The 20,364-nt window shown below is 71.3% G+C and carries 20 protein-coding genes; 10 read left to right on the top strand and 10 right to left on the bottom strand.

Features of this window, described 5'->3' with window-relative positions:
- Nucleotides 1-14 precede the first annotated feature (14 nt).
- Both SNA_RS16160 and SNA_RS16155 read right to left on the bottom strand, forming a co-directional pair.
- Complete coding sequence (locus SNA_RS16160) at nt 15-1,391, bottom strand: tetratricopeptide repeat protein (protein WP_241779695.1); 1,377 nt, start codon at nt 1,389-1,391, stop codon at nt 15-17.
- A 339-nt stretch (nt 1,392-1,730) separates the two neighbouring features.
- Entirely contained in the window at nt 1,731-2,453 is a 723-nt protein-coding gene (locus SNA_RS16155) for a TetR/AcrR family transcriptional regulator (protein ID WP_051877433.1), read from the bottom strand.
- A gap of 140 nt (nt 2,454-2,593) precedes the next feature.
- Here SNA_RS16155 and speB point away from each other — a divergent pair, with 140 nt between their 5' ends.
- The gene (speB, locus tag SNA_RS16150) at nt 2,594-3,616 is read left to right on the top strand and encodes an agmatinase (protein WP_030068679.1); all 1,023 of its coding nucleotides are present in this window, start codon (nt 2,594-2,596) and stop codon (nt 3,614-3,616) included.
- A gap of 86 nt (nt 3,617-3,702) precedes the next feature.
- A complete protein-coding gene (locus SNA_RS16145; protein WP_030068680.1) occupies nt 3,703-3,978 on the top strand; it encodes a hypothetical protein in 276 nt (91 codons plus the stop codon).
- Nucleotides 3,979-4,029: 51 nt separating this feature from the next.
- On the opposite strand, the gene SNA_RS16140 is transcribed toward SNA_RS16145, so the two are convergent.
- Nucleotides 4,030-4,332 (bottom strand): hypothetical protein, encoded by a 303-nt coding sequence (locus SNA_RS16140; protein ID WP_030068681.1) that lies wholly within the window; start codon nt 4,330-4,332, stop codon nt 4,030-4,032.
- A gap of 374 nt (nt 4,333-4,706) precedes the next feature.
- Between SNA_RS16140 and SNA_RS16135 the strand changes: the two genes are divergently transcribed.
- The 4 genes from SNA_RS16135 to SNA_RS38330 all read left to right on the top strand — a co-directional run bounded on the left by SNA_RS16135 (nt 4,707) and on the right by SNA_RS38330 (nt 8,353).
- On the top strand, nt 4,707-5,765 hold the full coding sequence (locus tag SNA_RS16135) for a methyltransferase (RefSeq protein ID WP_078969947.1): 1,059 nt from the start codon (nt 4,707-4,709) through the stop codon (nt 5,763-5,765).
- Nucleotides 5,766-6,250: 485 nt separating this feature from the next.
- Nucleotides 6,251-6,568, top strand: a complete 318-nt coding sequence (locus SNA_RS42355; RefSeq protein WP_157879943.1) for a hypothetical protein — start codon at nt 6,251-6,253, stop codon at nt 6,566-6,568.
- Nucleotides 6,569-6,691: 123 nt separating this feature from the next.
- Nucleotides 6,692-7,777, top strand: coding sequence for a helix-turn-helix domain-containing protein (locus SNA_RS16125; protein WP_104531984.1), 1,086 nt, complete (start codon nt 6,692-6,694; stop codon nt 7,775-7,777).
- Nucleotides 7,778-7,873: 96 nt separating this feature from the next.
- A complete protein-coding gene (locus tag SNA_RS38330) occupies nt 7,874-8,353 on the top strand; it encodes a hypothetical protein (RefSeq protein WP_052808928.1) in 480 nt (159 codons plus the stop codon).
- Between the two features lie 265 nt (nt 8,354-8,618).
- Here the strand turns inward: SNA_RS38330 and SNA_RS41270 are convergent, their stop codons facing one another.
- From SNA_RS41270 to SNA_RS16110, 3 genes are read right to left on the bottom strand one after another with little or no spacing between them, the layout of a single operon-like run.
- Nucleotides 8,619-9,029, bottom strand: coding sequence for a hypothetical protein (locus SNA_RS41270; RefSeq protein ID WP_157879942.1), 411 nt, complete (start codon nt 9,027-9,029; stop codon nt 8,619-8,621).
- 5 nt (nt 9,030-9,034) lie between these two features.
- Nucleotides 9,035-9,634 carry a hypothetical protein gene (locus SNA_RS16115; protein WP_051877434.1) on the bottom strand — a complete coding sequence of 200 codons (600 nt, stop codon included), beginning with the start codon at nt 9,632-9,634 and terminating at the stop codon, nt 9,035-9,037.
- Nucleotides 9,631-11,373, bottom strand: coding sequence for a hypothetical protein (locus tag SNA_RS16110; RefSeq protein ID WP_030068688.1), 1,743 nt, complete (start codon nt 11,371-11,373; stop codon nt 9,631-9,633). The genes SNA_RS16115 and SNA_RS16110 overlap by 4 nt, the downstream gene beginning before the upstream one ends.
- Before the next feature lie 418 nt (nt 11,374-11,791).
- On the opposite strand from SNA_RS16110, the gene SNA_RS16105 reads away from it, so the two are divergent.
- Complete coding sequence (locus SNA_RS16105) at nt 11,792-12,433, top strand: AAA family ATPase (protein WP_241779694.1); 642 nt, start codon at nt 11,792-11,794, stop codon at nt 12,431-12,433.
- A 391-nt stretch (nt 12,434-12,824) separates the two neighbouring features.
- Here the strand turns inward: SNA_RS16105 and SNA_RS42350 are convergent, their stop codons facing one another.
- From SNA_RS42350 to SNA_RS43515, 4 genes are all read right to left on the bottom strand, one after another.
- Entirely contained in the window at nt 12,825-13,457 is a 633-nt protein-coding gene (locus tag SNA_RS42350; protein ID WP_157879941.1) for a hypothetical protein, read from the bottom strand.
- Between the two features lie 73 nt (nt 13,458-13,530).
- Nucleotides 13,531-14,481 (bottom strand): DMT family transporter, encoded by a 951-nt coding sequence (locus SNA_RS16100; protein WP_030068690.1) that lies wholly within the window; start codon nt 14,479-14,481, stop codon nt 13,531-13,533.
- Nucleotides 14,482-14,724: 243 nt separating this feature from the next.
- A complete protein-coding gene (dapA, locus tag SNA_RS16095; RefSeq protein WP_044365565.1) occupies nt 14,725-15,654 on the bottom strand; it encodes a 4-hydroxy-tetrahydrodipicolinate synthase in 930 nt (309 codons plus the stop codon).
- A gap of 709 nt (nt 15,655-16,363) precedes the next feature.
- Nucleotides 16,364-16,579 carry a hypothetical protein gene (locus SNA_RS43515; RefSeq protein ID WP_206742963.1) on the bottom strand — a complete coding sequence of 72 codons (216 nt, stop codon included), beginning with the start codon at nt 16,577-16,579 and terminating at the stop codon, nt 16,364-16,366.
- A 30-nt stretch (nt 16,580-16,609) separates the two neighbouring features.
- Between SNA_RS43515 and SNA_RS16090 the strand changes: the two genes are divergently transcribed.
- From SNA_RS16090 to SNA_RS16080, 3 genes are all read left to right on the top strand, one after another.
- Nucleotides 16,610-17,560, top strand: a complete 951-nt coding sequence (locus SNA_RS16090; RefSeq protein WP_241779693.1) for a thiaminase II/PqqC family protein — start codon at nt 16,610-16,612, stop codon at nt 17,558-17,560.
- Between the two features lie 25 nt (nt 17,561-17,585).
- Nucleotides 17,586-18,887 (top strand): MFS transporter, encoded by a 1,302-nt coding sequence (locus tag SNA_RS16085; protein WP_030068693.1) that lies wholly within the window; start codon nt 17,586-17,588, stop codon nt 18,885-18,887.
- 109 nt (nt 18,888-18,996) lie between these two features.
- Nucleotides 18,997-20,358 (top strand): hypothetical protein, encoded by a 1,362-nt coding sequence (locus tag SNA_RS16080; RefSeq protein ID WP_044365561.1) that lies wholly within the window; start codon nt 18,997-18,999, stop codon nt 20,356-20,358.
- Nucleotides 20,359-20,364: the final 6 nt, after the last annotated feature.

Genomic DNA, 20,364 nt, shown 5'->3' with positions numbered 1-20,364 from the left:
GACGGGATCGCCGCCTACCCCCTCCCCGACGCCTGCGCCGCGGCGCGCTCGCGGGCGGCGGCGGCCCGGTCCGCCCGGCCGAGCTGCTCTTCGAGGCGGGCCTGCGCCGACCAGTTGTACGGGCAGACCGGGCGCAGCTGGATGCGTGCGCTCAGCAGCGTCCGGGCCAGCTCGGCGCGGCCGGCGCGCAGGGCCGATTCGACGAGGGTGCGCTGGACGGCGTCCCGCTGCGCATGGCTGCCGCCGAAGGTGTGGAGGCGGTGGCGCAGCGGCAGCAGCAGATCGGCGGCCCGCGCGTACTCCTGCCGGCCGAAGGCGATCAGCGCCCGGCACACCGGCAGACCGATCTCGGCCGTCATGGCGCGATTGGTCACCCCGGGGGCCGCCTCGGACACCCAGCTCTGCCGGTCCCGCACCAGCCGCTCGGCCTGCGCCAGGCGGCCCGCCCCGACGTACGCCATCACCGCATGCACGTCGTTGAAGGCGTAGTGGGCGCCGTCCTGACGGCTCTCCCAGGCATCGGCCAGCCGGCCCCACCGTGTGCTCTGGTCGTCGCCCGCCAGATGGAGCCGCCACAGCAGCGCCGCGGCGTCGAGCAGCTCCATCGCCACCGGCGCCGAGGACTCGTGGTGGATGGCGGAGTCGTAGATCTCCAGTACGCGGGCGGTGTCGCCCCGTTCCAGTGCGTACAGGGCGTAGTGCCACCAGGTATGGACGGTCAGGAAGGTGCCCGCCGACCATTCCCGGCTCCGGTCGTCGAGGAAGCGGATCCCGTCGCCGAAACGGCCCCGCATCTCGTAGGTGTGCGCCACGCCGTGGATGCTCCACACATCGTGCGGATGCTGTGCGAGCGCCGCCAGACCGGCCTCCTCGGCCCGCTCGTAGTGCCCGGTCTCCTCCAGCCCGAACGCGTACATGCCCAGCAGCGGCCCATGGTGCCGGTCGTCCCGGCTCCAGGCGCCGAGCGCGCCGCCGATCCGTTCGCGCAGGCGCGCGGCGTCCCCGGTGAGGAAGTCGTGCTGATGCCCGGCGAACAGCGCCAGCGCATCGCGCGGGTGGGCGATGTTCAGGTCGTCGAGAATCCGCCCCGCGCCGTGCAGGTCACCGTCCAGCCAGGCCGCCGCGGCGGCCAGATGCATACGCTCCCGAGGCGTCGCAGCCGCCTCGTCGAACCCCGTTCGGAACCGCCCGAACGCCTTCCGCGCCGCCGCCGTGTCCTTCTCCTCGGTCCCCAGCACCCCCAGATACGCGGCCAGGACCTGCCCCATCACCGATCTCGGCGCGGCGGTGAGCACCGCCTGCGCATGGCCGGCCACCTCCGGCCGGAAGAACAGCAGGTCGTCCAGGGCCTGTTCGTAGTGTTCCAGCGCCTCGGCGCCGGTGTCGGTCATGCGATGTCCGTGCCGGTCTGTGGTCATCGGTGGCTCCAGGAAGGTACGGGACGGTCCGCCAACGGGGCGCGGTGGCCTGCCATCGCCCCATCGTGGCGGGCGGGAGGGGACGAGGGAAGGACGACTCGGGCGGCGCAGGGGGGATCGGCCGGCGCGTACGCCGATGGCGGTGCGCGGGGCCGCCCCTCGTGCCTGTGCGGCAGGATGCCGCAGCACGTCAGCGCGGTGAGGGCTTCCCGAGCCGGCCCGCCCGGCTGTTCCCGGCCGGGCCGATCGCCTGGTTTGCTGCCGCCCGGCGCCGACCGCTGCGGCACCTCAGGAACGCGCCCCGCGGAGATCTCACGGACGCGAGCTCGTCCTCGGCGCGCGGCGGCGGGCGGAGGGGCGGGGCGGCGAGGCGGCGTCGGCGGACGGGTTTTCGGTGCCGGGGGCCGGGGCGGGCTGTGGCGGGAGGGTCTGGAAGGGGAGTTCGCCTGCGTAGCCGACGGCGAGGGCGAGCTGACGGCCCGCCAGGTGCCGGGCGTGGGCGAGGGTCAGGGCACGGTCGCGGGCGATCAGGCGGGTGGCGAGGCCCGTCAGGAGGGCGAGGGCGACGGTGGCGACCTCGTCGGGGTCGCAGTCGCGGAAGTCGCCCGTGGCGAGCCCGGCCGTCACGGTGGCGGCGAGCGGCCGGATGATCCGGTCGTTGAGCGAGGCGAGCGTGCGGGCGAGTTCGGGGGAGCCGGCGGCCCGCATTTCCAGTTCGGACCACAGGCGCCATTCCATGACGTCCTCGTGGGTCAGCGGCAGCCCGAAGTCGATCAGATCGGCGAGCCGTTCGGGCGGTGCGGAGCGGTGCTCGCTGTCCGTACGGCGTTCCAGCCGGGCCTCGGCGGCGCTCAGGGAGTGGGCGAGGGAGGCGGTCAGCAACTGCGCGCGGGTGGAGAAGTGGTAGTGCACCAGCGCGGTGGAGGCCCCGGCGCGGCGGGCGATATCGGCGATGCGTACGCCGTCGAAGCCGTCGCGGGCGATCAGTTCCAGGGCCGCGCGCAAAATCCGTTCCCGGCCGTCGTTCGCGCTCATGGGGCCGATCCTGCCACAGGTCGGGGGATTGAATCCGCCCCGTCCTGACTTTAAAGTCAGGACGGCCGGTGGCCCCGCCGTCGCCGCGCCGACCGGGCGCGCCCTGCCCGCGCGCCGCCCCTCCGCCCCCGGGAGATCGCATGCCCCGCTACGGCCCCATGTTCGGTCCCGACATCACCTTCCTCGGCGTGGACCGCTGCACCCTCGATGAACCCGACACCTACCGGGATGCCGACGTCGTCATCGTCGGCGCCCCCTTCGACGGCGGTGTCTGCCACCGGCCCGGCACCCGCTTCGGGCCGCAGGCGATCCGCTCCACCGACTACGGCGCGCACGACGGCTCGCGGCCCTCCCTGGCGATGCGCGTCGACGGGCTGCGGGATCTGCGGGTGCTCGACGCCGGTGATGTGGAGATGTTCGCCGGCGACATCGAGGGCAGCATCGCGGCGATCGAGGAGGCCGTCGCCACCATCGCCGCCTCCGGGGCGGTGCCGTTCGTTCTCGGCGGCGACCACACCATCGCCCTGCCCGACGTCACCGGCGTCGCCCGCCACCACGGCTTCGGACGCGTCTCGATCATCCACTTCGACGCCCACGCCGACACCGGCGACATCGAGTTCGGCCATCTGCACGGCCACGGCCAGCCCATGCGCCGGCTGATCGAATCCGGCGCGGCGCGCGGCGACCGTTTCCTCCAGATGGGGCTGCGCGGCTACTGGCCGGGGCCCGAGACCCTGGACTGGATGGCCGACCAGAAGATGCGCTCGTACGAGATGAGCGAGATCGTCTCGCGCGGCCTGGACGCCTGCCTGGAGGAGGCGATGGCCCTGGCGCTGGACGACTGCGATGCGGTGTTCCTCTCGGTCGACGTGGACGTGGTCGACCCGGGGATGGCCCCGGGCACCGGTACGCCCGAACCCGGCGGCCTCACCTCGCGCCAACTCCTGGACGCTGTACGCCGGTTGGCCCTGGAGCTGCCCGTCGCGGGCCTCGATGTGGTCGAGGTCTCGCCGCCGTACGACCATGCCGACATCACGGCATATCTCGGGAACCGGATCGTGCTCGAAGCGCTGTCGGGGATGGCCGCGCGCAAGCGGGGGGACGTGTGGAACCCCGCCCGTCCGCTCCTGGACGGCAGGGGGACGCGGCCGGGCCGGGCCTAGGGTCCTTGGCGGGGAGACACGTCCGGTCGGGGGCGCTCGGGTGGTGACAGATTGCGGTCACCCGCTTGGCCAGGCACTCTTTGGGCATGTCGTATGTGAGGCTCGAGGCCTGGATCGGTGGGGAGTGGCTGGAGGTGGGCGCCGTGAGCGTCTCCGTGAGCGAGGCCGCGCTGACCCTGTCCTTTGAACGTCAGCGGTCCGCCTCCGCGTACCGGAGCCTCATCTGGGAGCCGCTGGAGAAATTCCTGCGGGAATACCGTGACGAGCCGCTGGTCGTGGTGCCGCAGGGGCGCAATCTGCCGGTGATGTTCGGTCCCGGCGCCGCGGGGCCGTTCCGGCTCTCCGAGGTGACCGACGGCTGACCGCCGCACCGCCCCACCGCCGGGCCGGTGGGACGGCCCCGCGGCAGGGCGCTATTCGAGCCCCGTCTCCGATTTGCTGAACAGCTGGCCCCGGGAGTAGAAGAACACCGCATTGCTGCTCCCGTCGGCGCCGTAGCAGGTCCAGGTGACGGGGTAGCCGTCCCCGGGCGCGGCCGTGTCCTCCTGCTGGCACGTACTGGCATAGCGGAGCAGATCCTTCTGGCTGCTGCCGACCTTGATCGCGTTGTATTCCGCCAGGGACATCGGATTGCTGGCCAGCGTGCTGCTCTCGTAGGCACCGGCCGCCGCGAGGAGGCCGAGGAGACCGAGGCCGGCTATCGCGCTCTTTTTCACGGGGGAGTTGTCCTTATTGCGGGCGGGAGACGTTGAGGGGTGGCGGGCGCGGAGCGGGTGCCGGTTTCAGGATAGAGGGCCGCCCGCCGCGCGCCCGCCGGCCTCCGCGCGGCCCCCGGCCGGGCACGGCGTCCCGCACGGTGCCCGGATACGGGCATCGCCGCCAACTCCCTTGATCCCAGGGGGACTACGCGGACCCCCACGGGCATCACGGACGATCCCCGGAACCATCGCGGTAATGATCAGCTGCTGCTATCGTCTCCGGGCGCCGACTGGTCATGAGTCGGCCGGTCCTGACCCGGCGTCCCCACCACCGGATACCGGTTCGCTTCGAGGACTCCGCCGCGGGGGCGGAGAGACGGGAGAGCTGCGTCATGGACGACCGGCCCCCGCATTCCCCCGCTTCCCCCGGCGACGCGGCGCACGGCGCGCCTCCCGTGGACCCGCTGTTCGCCCTGACCTCGGGACTGTGGGCCTCGCAGGCGCTGGTGGCCGCCGAGGACGTCGGCCTGTTCACCTTCCTCTCCCAGGAGGGCGGTGCCAGCGCCGCCGAGACCGCCGAGGGACTGGGCATCCCCGCACGGCCCGCCGACATGCTGCTGACCGCCTGCGCATCCCTGGACCTGTTGCGGCGCAACGGCGAGCGCTATGTCAACTCCCCCGTTGCGGAGGAGTACTTGGTGCGCGGGCGGCCGTACTACTTCGGGGACTACGTCCGGATGCTCCAGCACTACGTCTACCCCGGATGGATGCGGGTCACCGAGGCGGTCCGCACCGGCCGCCCCACCCGGCAGGCCCCCGAACCGGACAAGGGCCTCTTCGAGGCGGAGAACCGCCCGGAACTCTTCTGGGACGGGCTCTACCCGCTCTCGGCGCTCACCGGCCGCGCCCTGGCCCGGGCGGTCGACTTCGGTACGGCGCGACTGCTCGACGTCGGCGGCGGCGGGGGTGCCTTCGCCATCGAACTGTGCCGCTACCACCCCGGGCTGCGGGCCACCGTCTACGACCTGCCGCATGTCTGCGCGTTCACCGCCGACCGGGTCGCCGAGGCCGGGCTGTCGGAACGCATCGGCGTCCACCCGGGCGACTTCTTCGCCGACCCGGAGCTGCCGGGCGGGCACGACACGATCCTGCTGTCCATGATCCTGCACGACTGGGACGAGACCCGTAACCGGGAGCTGCTCGCCGCCTGTTTCCGCGCGCTGCCCAGCGGCGGCACCCTGGTGATCAGCGAACTGCTCGTCGACGACGACAAGACCGGACCGGCCGATGCGGCCCTGATGAGCCTGAACATGCTGATCGGCACTCCGGGGCGCAACTACACGGCCGCGGAGTACGGGCGGTGGCTGCGGGCGGCCGGTTTCGATGCCGTACGGACCGTGCCGTTCCGGGCCCCGGGGGCGAACGGAGCGGTCCTCGCCCGCAAACCGTGACCGGGCCACACCGGTCCCACGGAGGCGGCCAGGTGCTCGCGTCGGACGGCCGCGGCTGGTGGCGGGCCGTGGCGCGGGGTGGCGCGCAGGCACGCGAGGGGCAAACCGTGCGCGCGTACCGTACGCCCCGAAGGCGACCCGGCGTACAGGATTCCTCCTGCGGTTGAACACCAAAGCGACCAGCTTTGACCATCCCTGATGCCTCATCCGATCAATCTCGTTCCGGATCGATCGCACGGGTCCGGGAGGCGGGCGACGGCGGTGACCAACCCCGGGGGAGGGGTTTACGTGATCCGCCCGGTCGTCTACGGCCATAACCCTCTGTGGTCGTGGCGCGACGGACCGAGGGCGAAGTAGATTCCCCGACACCGGATGGCCAGTCCGGGAAGACAGTGACCCTGGCCGGGGCGTCCACTCCATGGCCAGGGCCTGTCGAACAACCGTGATTTCGATCGATTCCTCGGCACGCACCAAAGGAGAAGCTCATGCCAGATGACCGTTATCACCACCAAAGCCCGTTATGGGCCGTGGATTTCGGTGCCGAAAGTATCATGCCGCCGACTTCCTGCAATGAAACGCACGGTGCCGGTGACTTGACAGTCACCGTGCACGGCAGCGTCCTGATCACCGTGCTGATCTGGCCGGTCATGGCCTGGACCGGGTCCGCAGGGAGCATGGCCGCGGTCGCGCTGGCCATGGCTTGCATCAGGGCGGCGAGAGGATCCCGGCTCACCTACCGGCGCATTTGCCGGCCCGCAGACGGTGACGGCCATACCGGGCCCCCGGACCGCCGGGCGCCCTGACCGGCCCGGCGCAGCCCCTTCGATCCGGCCCTGCCGTGCGCGAGTTTGGCGCACGGCAGGGCCGAGGACGACCACCGGGGCGCGCCTTTCCTCTCCCGTACGCCCCCCGAAAGAGGCACCCCCATGACTCCCGCAGCACCGCAGCGACGGATCTGCCAGAACTGCCGCGCGTCCTTTGTACAACCGGCCCGCCCCGGCCGCCCCAGCACCATGTGCTCCGAGCCCTGCAAGCGCGCCGCCCGCCGCAAGTCCCTGGACCCGCCCGACCTCTCCATGCCCGAAACCGATATGGACGAGGCCGCTGAGGACCTCAACCGCATGGTCAGCGATCTGCTCGCCGCCGTCCAGGGCCGCGCCCCCTCCGCCCATCTCCTCCACCACCTCACGGTCCTCAAACGGATGGTCACCGACACCGAGGCCGCCGTGGTCCGGCGCGGACGTGTCCAGGGCGACACCTGGGACACCCTCGCCGCACCCGCCGGCCTCAGCTCCGAACGGCTGCGCAAGAAGTGGACCGAAGAAACGCTTACCCGCAGGCTGGACAACCGCCGCGCCGCCCGCGGCCGCGGCGCCTCCCCGCTGCTGCCCGCGCCCCGCCCGCCGGCCGACGCCACCCCGCTGCCCCCGGCCGGCACCGCCCTGCGCCCGCCGACGCACACCCCCGCCCAGCACCTCGCGGGCGCCCTGACCTCCCTCCAACGCAAGACCGGACGGACCCTCAAGGACATCGCCGCCGCCTCCGGCGTCTCCGCCTCCCATGTCTCACGCATCCTCTCCGGCCAGCGCCTGCCCTCCTGGCCCGTCGCCGAACGGCTCGCCCGTACCTGTGACGGCAACCCCGAGGAACTCCGCGCCCTGTGGGAGGCCGCCCAGCGCCCGCCCGACCCCGAAGCCTGTACGCGGCCCCCCGCCCCGCACCACCATGACGACGCCAAACGCCGCTTCCACACGGCGCTACGGGCCCTCTACCTCGCCGCTGACCGACCCCACCTGTGGGCCATCCGCCGCGCCGCCGGCAACACGCTCGGCGTCAACCACATCGCCCGCGCACTCAACGGCACCGACGTCCCCGACTGGCACACCACCACCCGTCTCGTCGCCGCCCTCCAGGGCCGCCCCGCCGACCTACGGCCCCTCTGGAACGCCGCCTACCGGACCCCGCCGCCCGACGCCCACGGCCCCCACCTCCCCGCCGGCGCCTTCGGCTGACCCGCGCCCCCGTCGCGCGGTTCGCCCTTCGTGCCCGTCCCTCGTCCCCGTCCCCACGCCCCGCCCTCGCCAGGCCCCGCGACCCTCAGGACTTCCATGCCTTTCGCCCCCGCACCCGCACGCGTACCGCCTCCCGCATTCGAGGCCTTCCGTACGCTGCACCGCGCGCCCTACCTCGCCTACGCCCACGCCCATCTGCCCGCGGCCCTGGCCGCCGCGGTCGTCACCGAAACCTTCGCCACCCTGGCCAGGCACTGGCAGACGCTCGTCAGCTCCGTCAACCCCACCGCCGAAGCCTGGGACCACCTCTCCCACGAAGTCCGCCGCCACGCCACCCCGTTACCCCTGACCACTCCCCTCACCACCGACTGCCTCCTGCGCTACGACGCCCTCGTCCTCGCGGCCCTCGGCTACGGCCCCGCCGCCACCGCCGCCGTCACCGGCCGCGACCCGGACAAGATCCGCTGCCTCACCAGGACGGCGGCAACGCCCCTTCTGCGGACGGCGGTTACCGGGGGCGCCCAGGGACGGGGCCGGGAGGATCCGCAGGAGGGCCCGCACGCCTCCCGCTTCTGACCCGGCGCCGGCGACATGGGGATGTCCTTGCTGCGGATGACGTGGAAGGTGGCGGGTGTCCCCTCCTTGAAGCCGGAGCAGTCCCACGTGCACGACTTCAGCGAGACGTCGGAGCCGGTGGGGGTGTCCGGCCGGCCCGTGCCCAGCCCCCACTGCTGGGCCGTGGCGTAGCCGACCGCCGCGCACGGGTCGGACGCGGTGTCGGGAACGACCGGCGCCGCGCCGTCGCCGTGGAATCGGTCCCGGGCAGCATTCCCGACGGCACTCAGCCAGACGGCGTGTAGCCAGGCGTGTAGCCGGGCGGCGAGTAGTCGGGTGTGTAGCCGGGCGGCGTGTAGCCGGGTGTGTAGCCGGGCGGCGTGTAGTCGGGTGTGTAGCCAGGCGTGTAGCCAGGCGGTGTGTAGTCGGGTGTGTAGCCGGGTGGGGTATAGCCGGGCGTATAGCCAGGAGGTGTGTAGCCGGGCGTCGTGTAGCCCGGCGGTGTGTCCGGGCCCTCCGGAAGGCTGCCACTCGCGGCGTCGCGCAGCAGCAGCCAGATTCCCGTAACGGCCGCCGCGGCCAGTACGACCGCGACGATCGCCGCGATCAGCAGGCGCCAAGGCCGGGTCCCCGGTGGCGGACCCGTTGGGTGCGGCGGCTGCACCCAGTCCTGTCTGTCCTCGTCCCATTGACTCACGCCGACTACCCCTGCCCGCCCAAGAGCTGCGTGATCTGCTGGACGACGGCCACCGCCGAGGCGAGCCCGGCCACGGCCGACGTACCGAGGTCGAGCCGCTCGCGCAGCCACTGCAAACGGTCGCGCCGAACCTGCCCCGTGGCGGCGATCTCCTCCTCGGCCTCGGCGAGCCCGGCCTCGACCTCGGCCGTCTCCTCGCTGGGGCTGAGCAGGCACAACTGCTCGCGCAGGGTGCGCATGGCCGTACGGAGTTCCGGCGACGCGTCGAGCGCCTGCGTCGAGTTGTCCAGGGCCCTGGCCTCCGCGCCCGCGGCCACGGCGCCACCGGTCATGACGCCGATGCCGATACCGCCGTCGGGGGCGGCAGGCGGCGGCACGGCCCCGGCCTCGCCCCCCGGAGGCGCCGGCACGGGCGCCGACCGGCCGAAGCGCCGCGAACGGTCCTCGGCCGAGGCTCCCGGCCCGGCCGCCACCGCGCCCCCGGTCAGCACGCCGACGCTGATCCCGCCCGAACTACGCTGCTCCACAGGTGAGTTGCCGGACCGTCGCTCTTCCGAGCCCGTCTCCTCGCCCGTCTCCTCCGGCTCGTGCGTCCCCGTTGTCATAACAGCCCACCCATCACATCGCCCACGATGTCCAAGTGCTTCGCCGACGACTTCTCGCCCGACGAGACCGCGCCGCCGCTCATCTGCCCGATGAACACTCCGCCCCCGTTCACATTGACCACATACTGCTCGAACTCGCCCGTCTCATAGCCCTTCTGACGAAGCGCCTCCCGCACCCCGCTGGCGATCCGGTCCTGAAGCGTCTTGACGTAGCGGCTGATGTCCATCTCCTGGAGCAGGGACACCTCCTTCACGCTGCCCAGCTCCCGCACCGACGTGGCCGGTCCGTCCGGCAGCGCGAACTCCGGGATCGTCAGCCAGACACGGAACAGCGAGACGGCCGTGCGCAGCAGGCCGACACCGGCGGCGAAACCCGCCGACGGGCTGCCGAGCACACTGTGAACGGCATCGCGCAGAACGCCCTCCCCGCCGCGTGCCGCGATCACGTCAACGGACCGGAACTCCGGGCGCACGGGGGTGAGGATGTGCGGTACGACCTCCAGGACCAGGATGCCGCCCTGGGTGTGGACGCGGATCAGCAGCGAGATCGCTACCTGTTCGTCCCAGGCTCCGACCCTGACGCGCAGAAAGTGCCGGCGTGCCTCGCCGCCCTCGCCGACCGCACCGTTGAGGTGCTTCTGGACGGTGGCGGCCTCGTACTTCACCAGACCGCGCGCCATCCCGACCGGCAGATAGACCATTTCGTCGACTTCGAGGGTGCGCAGGCGGTCGCGGCTGGTGGCGGCGGCCGAGGTGCGCAGGGATTCCAGCTGCGGTGTGATGAGGTCGATGACCTCGCGGCCGGTGAGCGGCCCGGGGGCCGCCGCGGGGGCGGGTCCTGCGCCCGTGCCGGGCTTTTCCGCCCAGGTGGACTGTTTGTGCAGGTCCGCTTTCTGCGTCGTCGGTTTCTGCGGGGTCGCCTGCCACCCCTTCCGCTTCAGCTCCATGACGAACGACCACGGCTTGTACGGCTCACCGGCCCCGACGAACGGCCTGAACGGGTCGTAGATCGCCAGGCTCGCATGCTGTTCGCGGTCGATCGCCGCGCCGATCCGCCGGAACTGGGCGGTGTCCGGCAGCGTCTCCCGGGTCGCCTTGGCGAAGGCGGCGCGGCTCAGCTTCTCCCGCATCACGGAGACGACATGCGTGCGGTACGACCACACCGGCGGCACCAGCAGCACCGGGAACACCGCAGCCGTCCAGGCGTCGGCACCGTTGACCAGCGCGAGGATCACGGCCGCCCAGTAGACGATCCCCACGGCGACCGGCACGACCGGCAGCACCGCCTTCAGCCGGCCGCGCGTCGCTTCCTTGATCACCGCCCGGCCGAGACCGAACACGGAGCTTCTGCTCCCGCGCACGCCCCACGACACCAGGCAGACCACGCCGTACGCCAGGAACCACGGGATGGGATAGGCCGTCTGCGCGCCGACCCCCGCCAGCCCGAGCGCGATGAACAGCCCCCAGACGGCCAGCAGCACCAGCCCGGTCTCCGCCTCCCGGCGCCGGGCCTGGAGGGCATGCGCGAGGACCGGCAGGGCATCGATGCCGAGCGAGGGCGCGATCGGCCGCTCCTCGTGCTCGACCAGCTGCTCGATGACGCGGTGACGGAAGTCGCTGTCGAAGTAGACCCCCGCACACAGCAGCCGCGTGGCCTCGCTACGGATGTGCCGCGACGTTGCCGCCGCAGTCGAAGCCGCAGCCGAAAACGTCGGGCTGGGCTGCTTGGATACGGACATACGTCCCCCGTCCCCCGATCCCCCGGTGGTTCAACTCGCCCTCCGTGAACGGATGGTGAGTGAGTTGCCGTAGGTGCAGTATGGCGACGGATCCGCCCGTGTGGAAGGGGATTCGCGGCTACTGGTTGGGGACGGCGGGGCGAAGGAGTGGTGTGTGTGCGTTGTCCTGCCCAGGGGATTTCTACAGTGCTGTAGATCAGTGCTGTACATTTCATGGTTCGTCGGCGGCGGGGGAGCCGAGGACGGGGGAACGGGGAGACGAGGGAACGGGGTGCCGTGGGCATCGGGGGAGAGGATGGGGAGCGGTTCATTGGGTGATGCGGCCGAGCCGGCGAGCACGACGGAGACGGAGAAGCCGGTCGATCCCCGTGACGAGTGTGACGAGAGTGACGAGGCGGCTTTTCGCCCGCGCGGACTGGTGGATTTCCGTGTCCCGGGCGCGTACGAGGACTCGGGGGACGTCCCGTCGGTGTTGTCGTACCCCGCGGGTACGGTGCTGGTGGTCTCCGGACTGCCGGGAAGCGGTAAGAGCACGCTGCTGCGCCGCTGGTCCGAGGCGGCGCTCGTCATCGACCCGAGGGTGGTCCACGTCGCCTGCGAGGCGGTGATGCCGGGCTGGTTGCCGTACGCCGTCTACCGGCCCTGGGCGCGATGGCGGTACTTCCGGTGGATGCGTGCCGCGGTGGACGGAGGCCGGCCCGTGCTGGTGCACGACTGCGGAGGCCGGCCGTGGATGCGCAGATGGCTGGCCGGGCGAGCCGGATGGCAGGGACGCGAACTCCACCTGGTCCTCCTGGATGTGGGGGTCGCCGAGGCTCTTTCCGGCCAGGAGTCCCGCGGCCGACGGGCCCCGCGCCGCGCCTTCGCCCGGCACCGGCGCGGCCTGGACCGCCTGCTGCGGGCGCTGCCGGCCCGCGGACACCGCGGCGGTACGCAGCCGGTCCCGGACCTCGTACGCGAGGCGGCCTCGGTGGTCCTGCTGGACCGGGGGTCGCGCGAGCGCGTGGCGGCGGTGCGGTTCGACGCCGATGCGTCAGGGCCGAAGGCCCGCCTGACGTGACAGCAGCAGGCGTCCCACCCCGCCTGCCAGCAGCAGCCCGCCGACCATGGTGATCAGCGACGGGCCGGGGCCGCACGGGACAGCAGCCATTCCCCGAACGCCGGTGCGCCGCTCTGCGCGTACGGCCACAGCTCGGTCATGGCGACCGGTGCGTAGCCCAAGCAGACGCCGGCGCGACCGTGTGCGCGGCCCCGACCTTCACGTCGTACGGACTGGCCTCACCCAGCTTGTCGATGATGCCGAGCACGAGGAAGGAAGGGGTGGTCAACCGCGAGTCCGCCGTGCGGCGACCGTATCGCGCCACCGGGCCCCGTCCCGGGCGGGCCGGAGTCCGTTGGTGGTCAGGCGGTCCGGTTCGCCTACGGCGTCGAGCAGTTCGGGCAGCGCACCGTCAGTGCGCCAGCTCTTGGCACAGCCGGACGATCTCCGGCCGGACCCGGCCCGCCGCCGCACGGCATACGGGCACCATGCCCTGCCCCGTCACCGGGGCGCCGCTCCGCCACCCCAGCTGCGGTGCCACCCGCACCACCCTCGGATGCCGCCGCGTCCGCCGGTGGTGCGGCGCCGCCGACCGCCGCGGGTGTGCGCTCTTCACGGCCGGGTCCGTGCGGCGTGCGGCGCGGTGGTGCGCAGGAGCCCCGACCGCCGCTCCCTTCGACGCCTTCGGGGCCGCCCATGGCCTCGACGCCTCCGACGCCTCCGACGCGTTCGATGTCCTGGGCGTCTTCGGCGTCTTCGGCAACTCCGGCGTCTTGGGGGTTTTCGCGGCCTTCGCAGCCTTCGGGGCATCCCTGTCCGGCGTGGTCACCAGCCCCTCCCGCACCGGGCGTTCGGGCGATTCCGGACCCTGCGGAGCCGAGGCGATGGTGCGATGCGATGCGGACGACGGAGCCGCCCGGTGGTCGGCCGGATCCGGTCCCACCACCGTGCAGCCGCACAGCGCTACGAGCGTCAGCACCACGGTCACGCCACCCTGCCGCCGCCCGGACATGCCCACCGCCGAAGACCCCCACCAAGTGCTCACGACCCGATCAACGTCCGGCGGCCCGTGCGCGTCACGCGGTGGGTGTCATGTGGTGGGTGCCATGTGGTGGGTGTCATGCGACGCGTGTTTCGGCGGCCCGCCTCCCCCACGCGGTGCCGAGGAGGATCAGTGCTGCTCCGGCGTAGCCGAGCGCTCCCAGCTGGTCGCCGCCGAGGGCGACGCCGATCACTGCGGCCCACAGCGGTTCCGTACCCAGCAGCAGGCTGACGCGGGAGGGGCCGGTGCGGCGTACGGCCCACAGTTGCACGAAGAAGGCGAACAGGGTGCAGAGCAGTGCCAGGTAGAGGAGGTCCAGCCACTGGCCCGCCCCCAGGGCGGCGGCCACGCGCAGGGGCGGGGTCCCGACGAAGGGGGAGAGCACCGCGAAGCAGAGGACGGCGGTGGACAGCTGGACGAAGGTCAGCGCGCCGTCGTCGGCACCCTTGATCGAGGCGAGCCGGTGCGTGGTGAGCACATTGGCGGTCCGGGCGAGGGCCGCCAGGAGCATCAGCAGATCGCCGAGCGAGGGCGCGGTGAAGCCGCTGCCCTGGGTGAGGAGCAGCACTCCCAGGACCGATCCGGCGGCCCCCATGAGGAACGACCCGGTGGGCCGGGTGCGGTGCAGCGCCGCCTCGGCCAAGGGGGTCAGGACCATCGTCAGGCTGATGATGAGGCCGGCGTTCGTCGCCGAGGTGTGGACGACGCCGTAGGTCTCCAGGACGAAGACGCAGGTGAGGATGAGGCCGATGAGGATTCCGCCGCGCACCTCGGCCGCGGTGAGCCGCCGGATGGCGCGGAGGCGAAGAAGCCCGAGTACGACCGCGGCGATGAGGAAGCGCAGGAGCAGCGTGGCGATGACGGTCGACGGGCCGGTGATGCTCTTGGTCGCCAGATAGCTGGAGCCCCAGGCGATGGCGACGGCCAGTACGGGGGCGTCGGTCAGCCAGCCGCGGGTTGTCGAGGGAGCGAAGGAGGGAGCAGACGAAGGAGCAGACGAGGGAGCGGATGTGGGGGCAGATGCCATGGGGTTCCCAACGGTGACGTGACGCCGTTTTGGCGGCGTCCCTCCAGAGAGGGGGGTGGAACCACGCCGTTGTAGCCCTCGGATGCCGGAGACCGACTCGGCGGAGCCGACCGTACCGGCGCATGATCATGACATAAGGCTGCCCCTGCCACATCGCCATTTCGGCGCGGTGTACGGGGCCTGGCAGACGCGGAGTTCACGTCCGCGTGGTGAGCGTGCGCCCGGCTGCCCGGGATGGGCCCGCTACCGCTGAGGGTGTGCGAACAGTTCGGCCAGGACGGCTTCGATCTCGTCGTGCTCGCGCCTCGTGGCCGGTAGATGGGGGAGCCGGGGGACGCCGACCGGGCGGCCCGTCGCGGCTAGGGCGGCCTTGGTGAAGGGCACCCCGCCGACTTCCTCGGTCAGCTGGTAGAGGGGACACAGCCGCTGGTGAACGTCGAGCGCGCCGGTCGTATCGCCCTCGGCGAACCGCCGGATCATCGTGTGCAGCAGACGTGGCGCCACATGTCCCGCCACGCCGATCAGCCCGGTCGCGCCGACGGACAGCCACGGCAGCGACAGCGGATCCTCGCCGCAGTAGTACGCCAGCCCGGTACGGCGCATCACCGTGCTGCCCGACAGCAGATCGCCCCGCGCGTCCTGGACCGCCACGATCCGCGGGTGCTCGGCGAGCCGCGCGAAGGAGTCGGCCGCTATCGCGATGCCCGTGTGCAGGGGGATGTCGTGGAGCATCATCGGCAGCTCGGTGGCCTCGGCGAGGGCGGTGAAATGCGCGACGACGCCTTCCTGGGCCGGGCGTGAGTAGTACGGGGTGACGGCGAGGAGGCCGTGTGCGCCCGCATCGGCCGCCTGGGCGGCCAGTTCCAGGGAGTGGCGGGTGTCGTTGGTGCCGATCCCCGCCGTCACCCGTGCGCGGGCGCCGACGGCGCGGACGACCTCCCGGACGAGATCGCGCTTTTCCTTGTCGGAGGTGACGGGGGCCTCACCCGTCGTGCCGTTGAGGACGAGACCGTCGCACCCCTCGTCGACCAGATGCGCGGCGAGGGCGATCGCCGCATCGAAGTCCAGTCCGCCCGAGCGGCGGAAGGGGGTCACCATCGCGGTGATGTTCTGTCCGAACAGGCCGACGGCGGCTCGGCTGCGGGCGGCTCGGTGCGCTGCGGCAAGGGTCATCCGTGTGCTTCTTTCCGGTCTTTCGCCGTGGGGGGAGGTGATCCACCGTCCGCGCCGTGCGGTGGAGCGGTGCGCCGACATTCCCGCCGCGGGCCGAACTCCACTGCCTCATAAGGGCGTTCGCTGAGTCATGTGCAACAGCCTGCCGTTCGCGCGGCCGTCGCGTCCACCGTCCCCGCGGTCGGTTCCGGTGCCGCGACGACGGATTCGGGGCGAAATGCATCGACGGCGCGAAGAGGTGGACCGGACTCCCTGATTCCGGCCAGGGAAAGCCGCCGTACGTTTTCCGCCCCGTCTTCGCCCCTTGGCCCGTTCACCGGCCGCACGCCGGGTGCCGCGGTGTCGCGAAAGCGCTACCGGCGCCGCGGCGAGAACCCGCTGTCCGCCGGTGTTCCAGGCGCCCCGGCAGCCGTCGCCGACGGGATATCAGGGGTGGAAACCGGCCTGCCGGGGCCACTTTTCGGCCGGGGCTCAATTCTTTCGATTACTCGTCCTGGAAAAGGCCCCGGAACGCCGTCGATGACGCGTTCAACGGTGGGTCAAATCCCCCTTGACCAGCCGTTAAACCATGTGAATACCGGCGGCCGCGTGACGTCTGTCACGATGATCTGCCTTGTCCGTGCTCAGTTCATTGCGGCAACATTTCGACGTGTCGAGTTCACCGCCGCTCTTCGGTGAATCCCGGTAATTCAGTGCGGAGGGAGGTGAATCAGATGATGAAGATCACCGTGAAGAAGGTCGAGGCTCCCGCTGGGGGGTCGAAGATTGCTTCCGTCACCACCTGCGGCTGATGCTGCTGACCCGGGGGTGCCGTATTCACCGATACGGCACCCCCGCGGCCAATGGGGCACAGAAAGGTTCTCGCATGACAGCGCCCACCACTGACCGTGTGGACATCCAGAACGCCCAGGCTCGTATTGAGCATCCGCGACTCCGTCACTGCACGTTCAAGTGGGTGTCGGACGACTCTCCCATGCTGATGATCGTCGGCAAGGAATACTTCGAAATCACCGAGGACTTCGGAACCCGGGAACAGTTTCTCACCATCAAGCGGTACTTCGACGGCCGGCACTCGATCGCCCAGATCGCCGAGCGCGCGGGCGTCGACGAGGACTCCGTACGGCAGATCGCCCAGACCTTCGACGAACTCGGGCTGCTGTACCGCACCCGGCCCATGGCCTCCGTACCCGCCAAGGCATTCACCGAGCAGATCGAGGCCAGCTGCGATATGTGGGGCCGTCAGATCGGCTTCCACAACCTCTTCGCCGGCCTGGAGAGCGGCGATCTGCGCGGCGAGGTCTTCATGGGAATGATCCTGGAGACCTACCACTATGTGAAGGCGGCCCCCAAGCACATCGCCACCGCCATTGCCCACTGCGATGACGAACGGCTGGTGCCCCTCCTCTCCCGCTACTTCACCGAGGAATACAACCACGCGGGAATGCTCCTCCAGTCCCTGAAGAAAATGGGCGTGCCCAAGGAGCACATCAAGAGCGCCCATCCGGTCATCGGTACCTGGTCGCTGATCAACAACCTCTGCGAAATCGCCCGCCAGGACACGCTCTCCTATATCGCCTGCACCACGCTCTTCGAGGCGCGCGCCGACGATTTCGAGGAGGGCACCGAAAGCCTGCGGCGCGCCGCGCGCACGGCGGGATATCCGGAAGCCTGCGCCGAACCGCTCATCACGCATATGCGTATCGACGTCGAGGCCGGACACGTCGGCCTGCTGGACGAGGCGGTCGGAATCCTCGGCGACATCCCGGCCGCGAACGCCCACAAGGCCGTGAACAATCTGCACGACCTCAAGCATTCGTACGACCAGTTCCACGACGGAATCGTCCAGTACTACTCGGACATCGCCAACTACATTCCGCGCATCAAGGTGGACTATTTCAGTCTCTGAGCACACGATCTCCGAGCACCACGAGATGACTCACGTCGAGAACGCGCACACGGGGGCGGACGAAGTGACTACTCCGCTGCGGCGGGACGGATCCTTCGTCCGCTTCTGGATTGCCCAGACGAGCAGCCAGCTCGGCGACGAGGTCTACACCGTCGCCCTCCCGCTGGTGGTCTATGCGGTGACCGGATCCGCCGGGGCCATGTCCCTGATTTTCGGACTCTCCATGGTTCCGCACGTCGTCGCCGGCCTCTTCGGCGGCGCCCTGACCGACCGTCAGGGCCCCTACAAACTTTTGGTCGCCACCTCGCTCCTCGCCGGCACCCTGATGGCCACCCTGGCGGCGCTGGTCTCGGCCGGGCGGGCGAGCGTCCCCGTCATGGCCGTGATCACCGTCGCGCTGGCCTGCGCGGCCTCCACCCTGCTGTCCGCCTACGAATCCGCCATCCCGCGGCTGATACCGGCGCCCCGCCTGCTGGAGGCCAACTCACGGCTGGAGAGCACCCGGACCCTGTGCACGGTGCTCGGCCCCTCACTGGCGGGCTTCCTGACCGGCTTCGGCAACGGCGGCCCGGCCATCGCCCTGAACGCCCTCAGCTTCTTCGTCGCCACCCTCATGATCGTCCCCTTGCGCACACTCAAGGGGGCCAGAGGACCCACCATGGCCACGGCGACACCCACCAACACCCCGGTCCGGGCACGGGAGTTGTGGGCCGACGTCCGCGACGGCCTCACCCAGGCATGGCACCGCCGCCCCGTCCGCATCGGCATCCTGCTCAGCTCCGGAGCCAACCTGTGCACCGGCTCCCTGGACATCTATGCGATCTTCTCGCTCCGGCACAACCTGCACGCCTCGGCGGCCGTCGTAGGACTCCTCTTCACCGGCTCGGGCCTCTTCGCCATGCTGGCCGCCGCCCTCCTGCCGCGGCTGGGCAGGCGCGTCGGCTACGCCCCCGGGATGGGCCTGGGCCTGGCCGGGCTCGGCAGCGCCTGCGCGCTCATGGCCTTCCCCTCCCACCTCGTCATCGTGGCGCTCGCCCTGATGGCGAACACCTGCGGCACGGTGATCTTCAACGTCCAATGGCGCGCCATGCGCCAGCATGTCGCGGGACCGGCCCTGGTCGGCCGCATCTCCGGCATCTGCCGAGGTATCGCCTTCGCCGCCGCCGCGATCGGCGCCTGGGTGGGCGGACTGCTGGCCACCCTGTCGGGAAACGGCAGCCGGCTCTATCTGCTCTCGGGAGCCGTCTTCGTCGCCGCCCTCACCCTGTGCGCCCTGAGCTTTCTACGGCGCAGTCTGCGCTCCGTGGCCGCCGCTGCCATGCCGTGAACCAACACCCCAGAACGCCACGCCCATCCCCACACCCACGCCCGCACCCAACGCCCTACCCGCAACGCTGCTCAGCGCCGGAATCGCAACGAAAGGCAAGCACCAACGTATGGGAAGCCGAACGGCCCAGGACGCCCTGCGCGACCTCGATGGCGTGCTCTACCGCCCCGCAGACCACGGCGACGAGAAGTTGGGCGACGCGCTGGCCGCCCGAAAGACCCTGCTGGACGAGGGAGTCAGCTTCCGCGGCGTCGACAGCGGCGAGGTGCCCTGGCTGGTGGCCGCGGAACCGTTCCCCGTGGACGAGGAGCTGACGGGACGGCTGCGCAGCCTCGGCGCCGCCATCTTCGCCCTGTCCGACGCGGTGCAGGACCTGTATGCGGAAGGGCATCCGGTCGTGCGCGACCACCTGGACATCGGCGTGCCCGACGACGTCCGCGGACTCGACCTGGCGCGCACGCTCGACCTCTTCCGGCTCGATGTGGTCGTCACCGACGGCCGCCCCATGGCCACCGAGCTGGAAGAGCTCATCGGCAACGTGGGAAAGATGCACGCCTTTGAACGGGCCTACGGCGTCCCGGCGACGCCCCTGTTCGCGGCGTTCGCCCGGCGGGACGTCACCCGCGTCTGGCTGGACGATGAACTCGGCTCCTACGGCCCCGAAATGGCCCTGATGCAGCGGCGGATGAAGGAGGAGTTCGGCCACGACGTCGCCGTCGACTTCTTCTCCCGCTTCCAGGACGACGGCCGCAAGGGATGGCGGTTCTGCTACGTCAAGGACTTCGTCCAGTACGACGCGGCGGTACGGGAACGGATCGTCGCAGGCAGCGAGACCCTGACCAACCCGCTCTTCCCGGGCTACGGGACCAAGGGCCTGCTCCCACTGTGCTGGCACCAGGACCTCACGGACGAACTCACCCGCCGGATGGGGCAGGAACTGTTCGACGCGGTCAGGGCCGGCACCCCGCCGGCCACACTGCTCCCGGCCGCCCCCGCGCCCGAGACCCTGGACTCCCTGCGCGATACCCGCAAACGCACCGTCCTCAAAGTGATGGACGCCCCCGGCCACCCCGAATACACCTGGGGCAGCCGCGGTGTCTTCTTCGGCGACACCGCGGCCAACCGGTGGCGGCAGGTGCTCGACGCGGTCGCGGCCGGGAACATCCCGGGCCGGACCGATGCCAAGGACGTCCGTTACATCGTCAACTCCCTGGTGGACAGCGACCGTTACGACATCGACTTCCTGCACCCGCGCGAGGGGACGCTGTGCACGATGCCCCGCGCCAGGGTGCGGCTCGGCCCCATCTTCAGCCGGGAGCCGGACGGCCCGCGGCTGCTCGGCGGCCACGCCACCTTCGTGAACACCAGCCGCAAGGCACACCTGGGCCGCCACGCGATCTGCGCACCGGTCCGGCTCGCCACGGCGGCCACCGGCGACGCCCCCGGCGCCGTCCCCGGCCCCCGACCCTGAAACCGC

This window comes from Streptomyces natalensis ATCC 27448 (genome assembly GCF_000935125.1).
GTDB classification, from domain to species: Bacteria; Actinomycetota; Actinomycetes; order Streptomycetales; family Streptomycetaceae; genus Streptomyces; species Streptomyces natalensis.
This window is presented reverse-complemented; position numbering and strand designations above follow the sequence as displayed.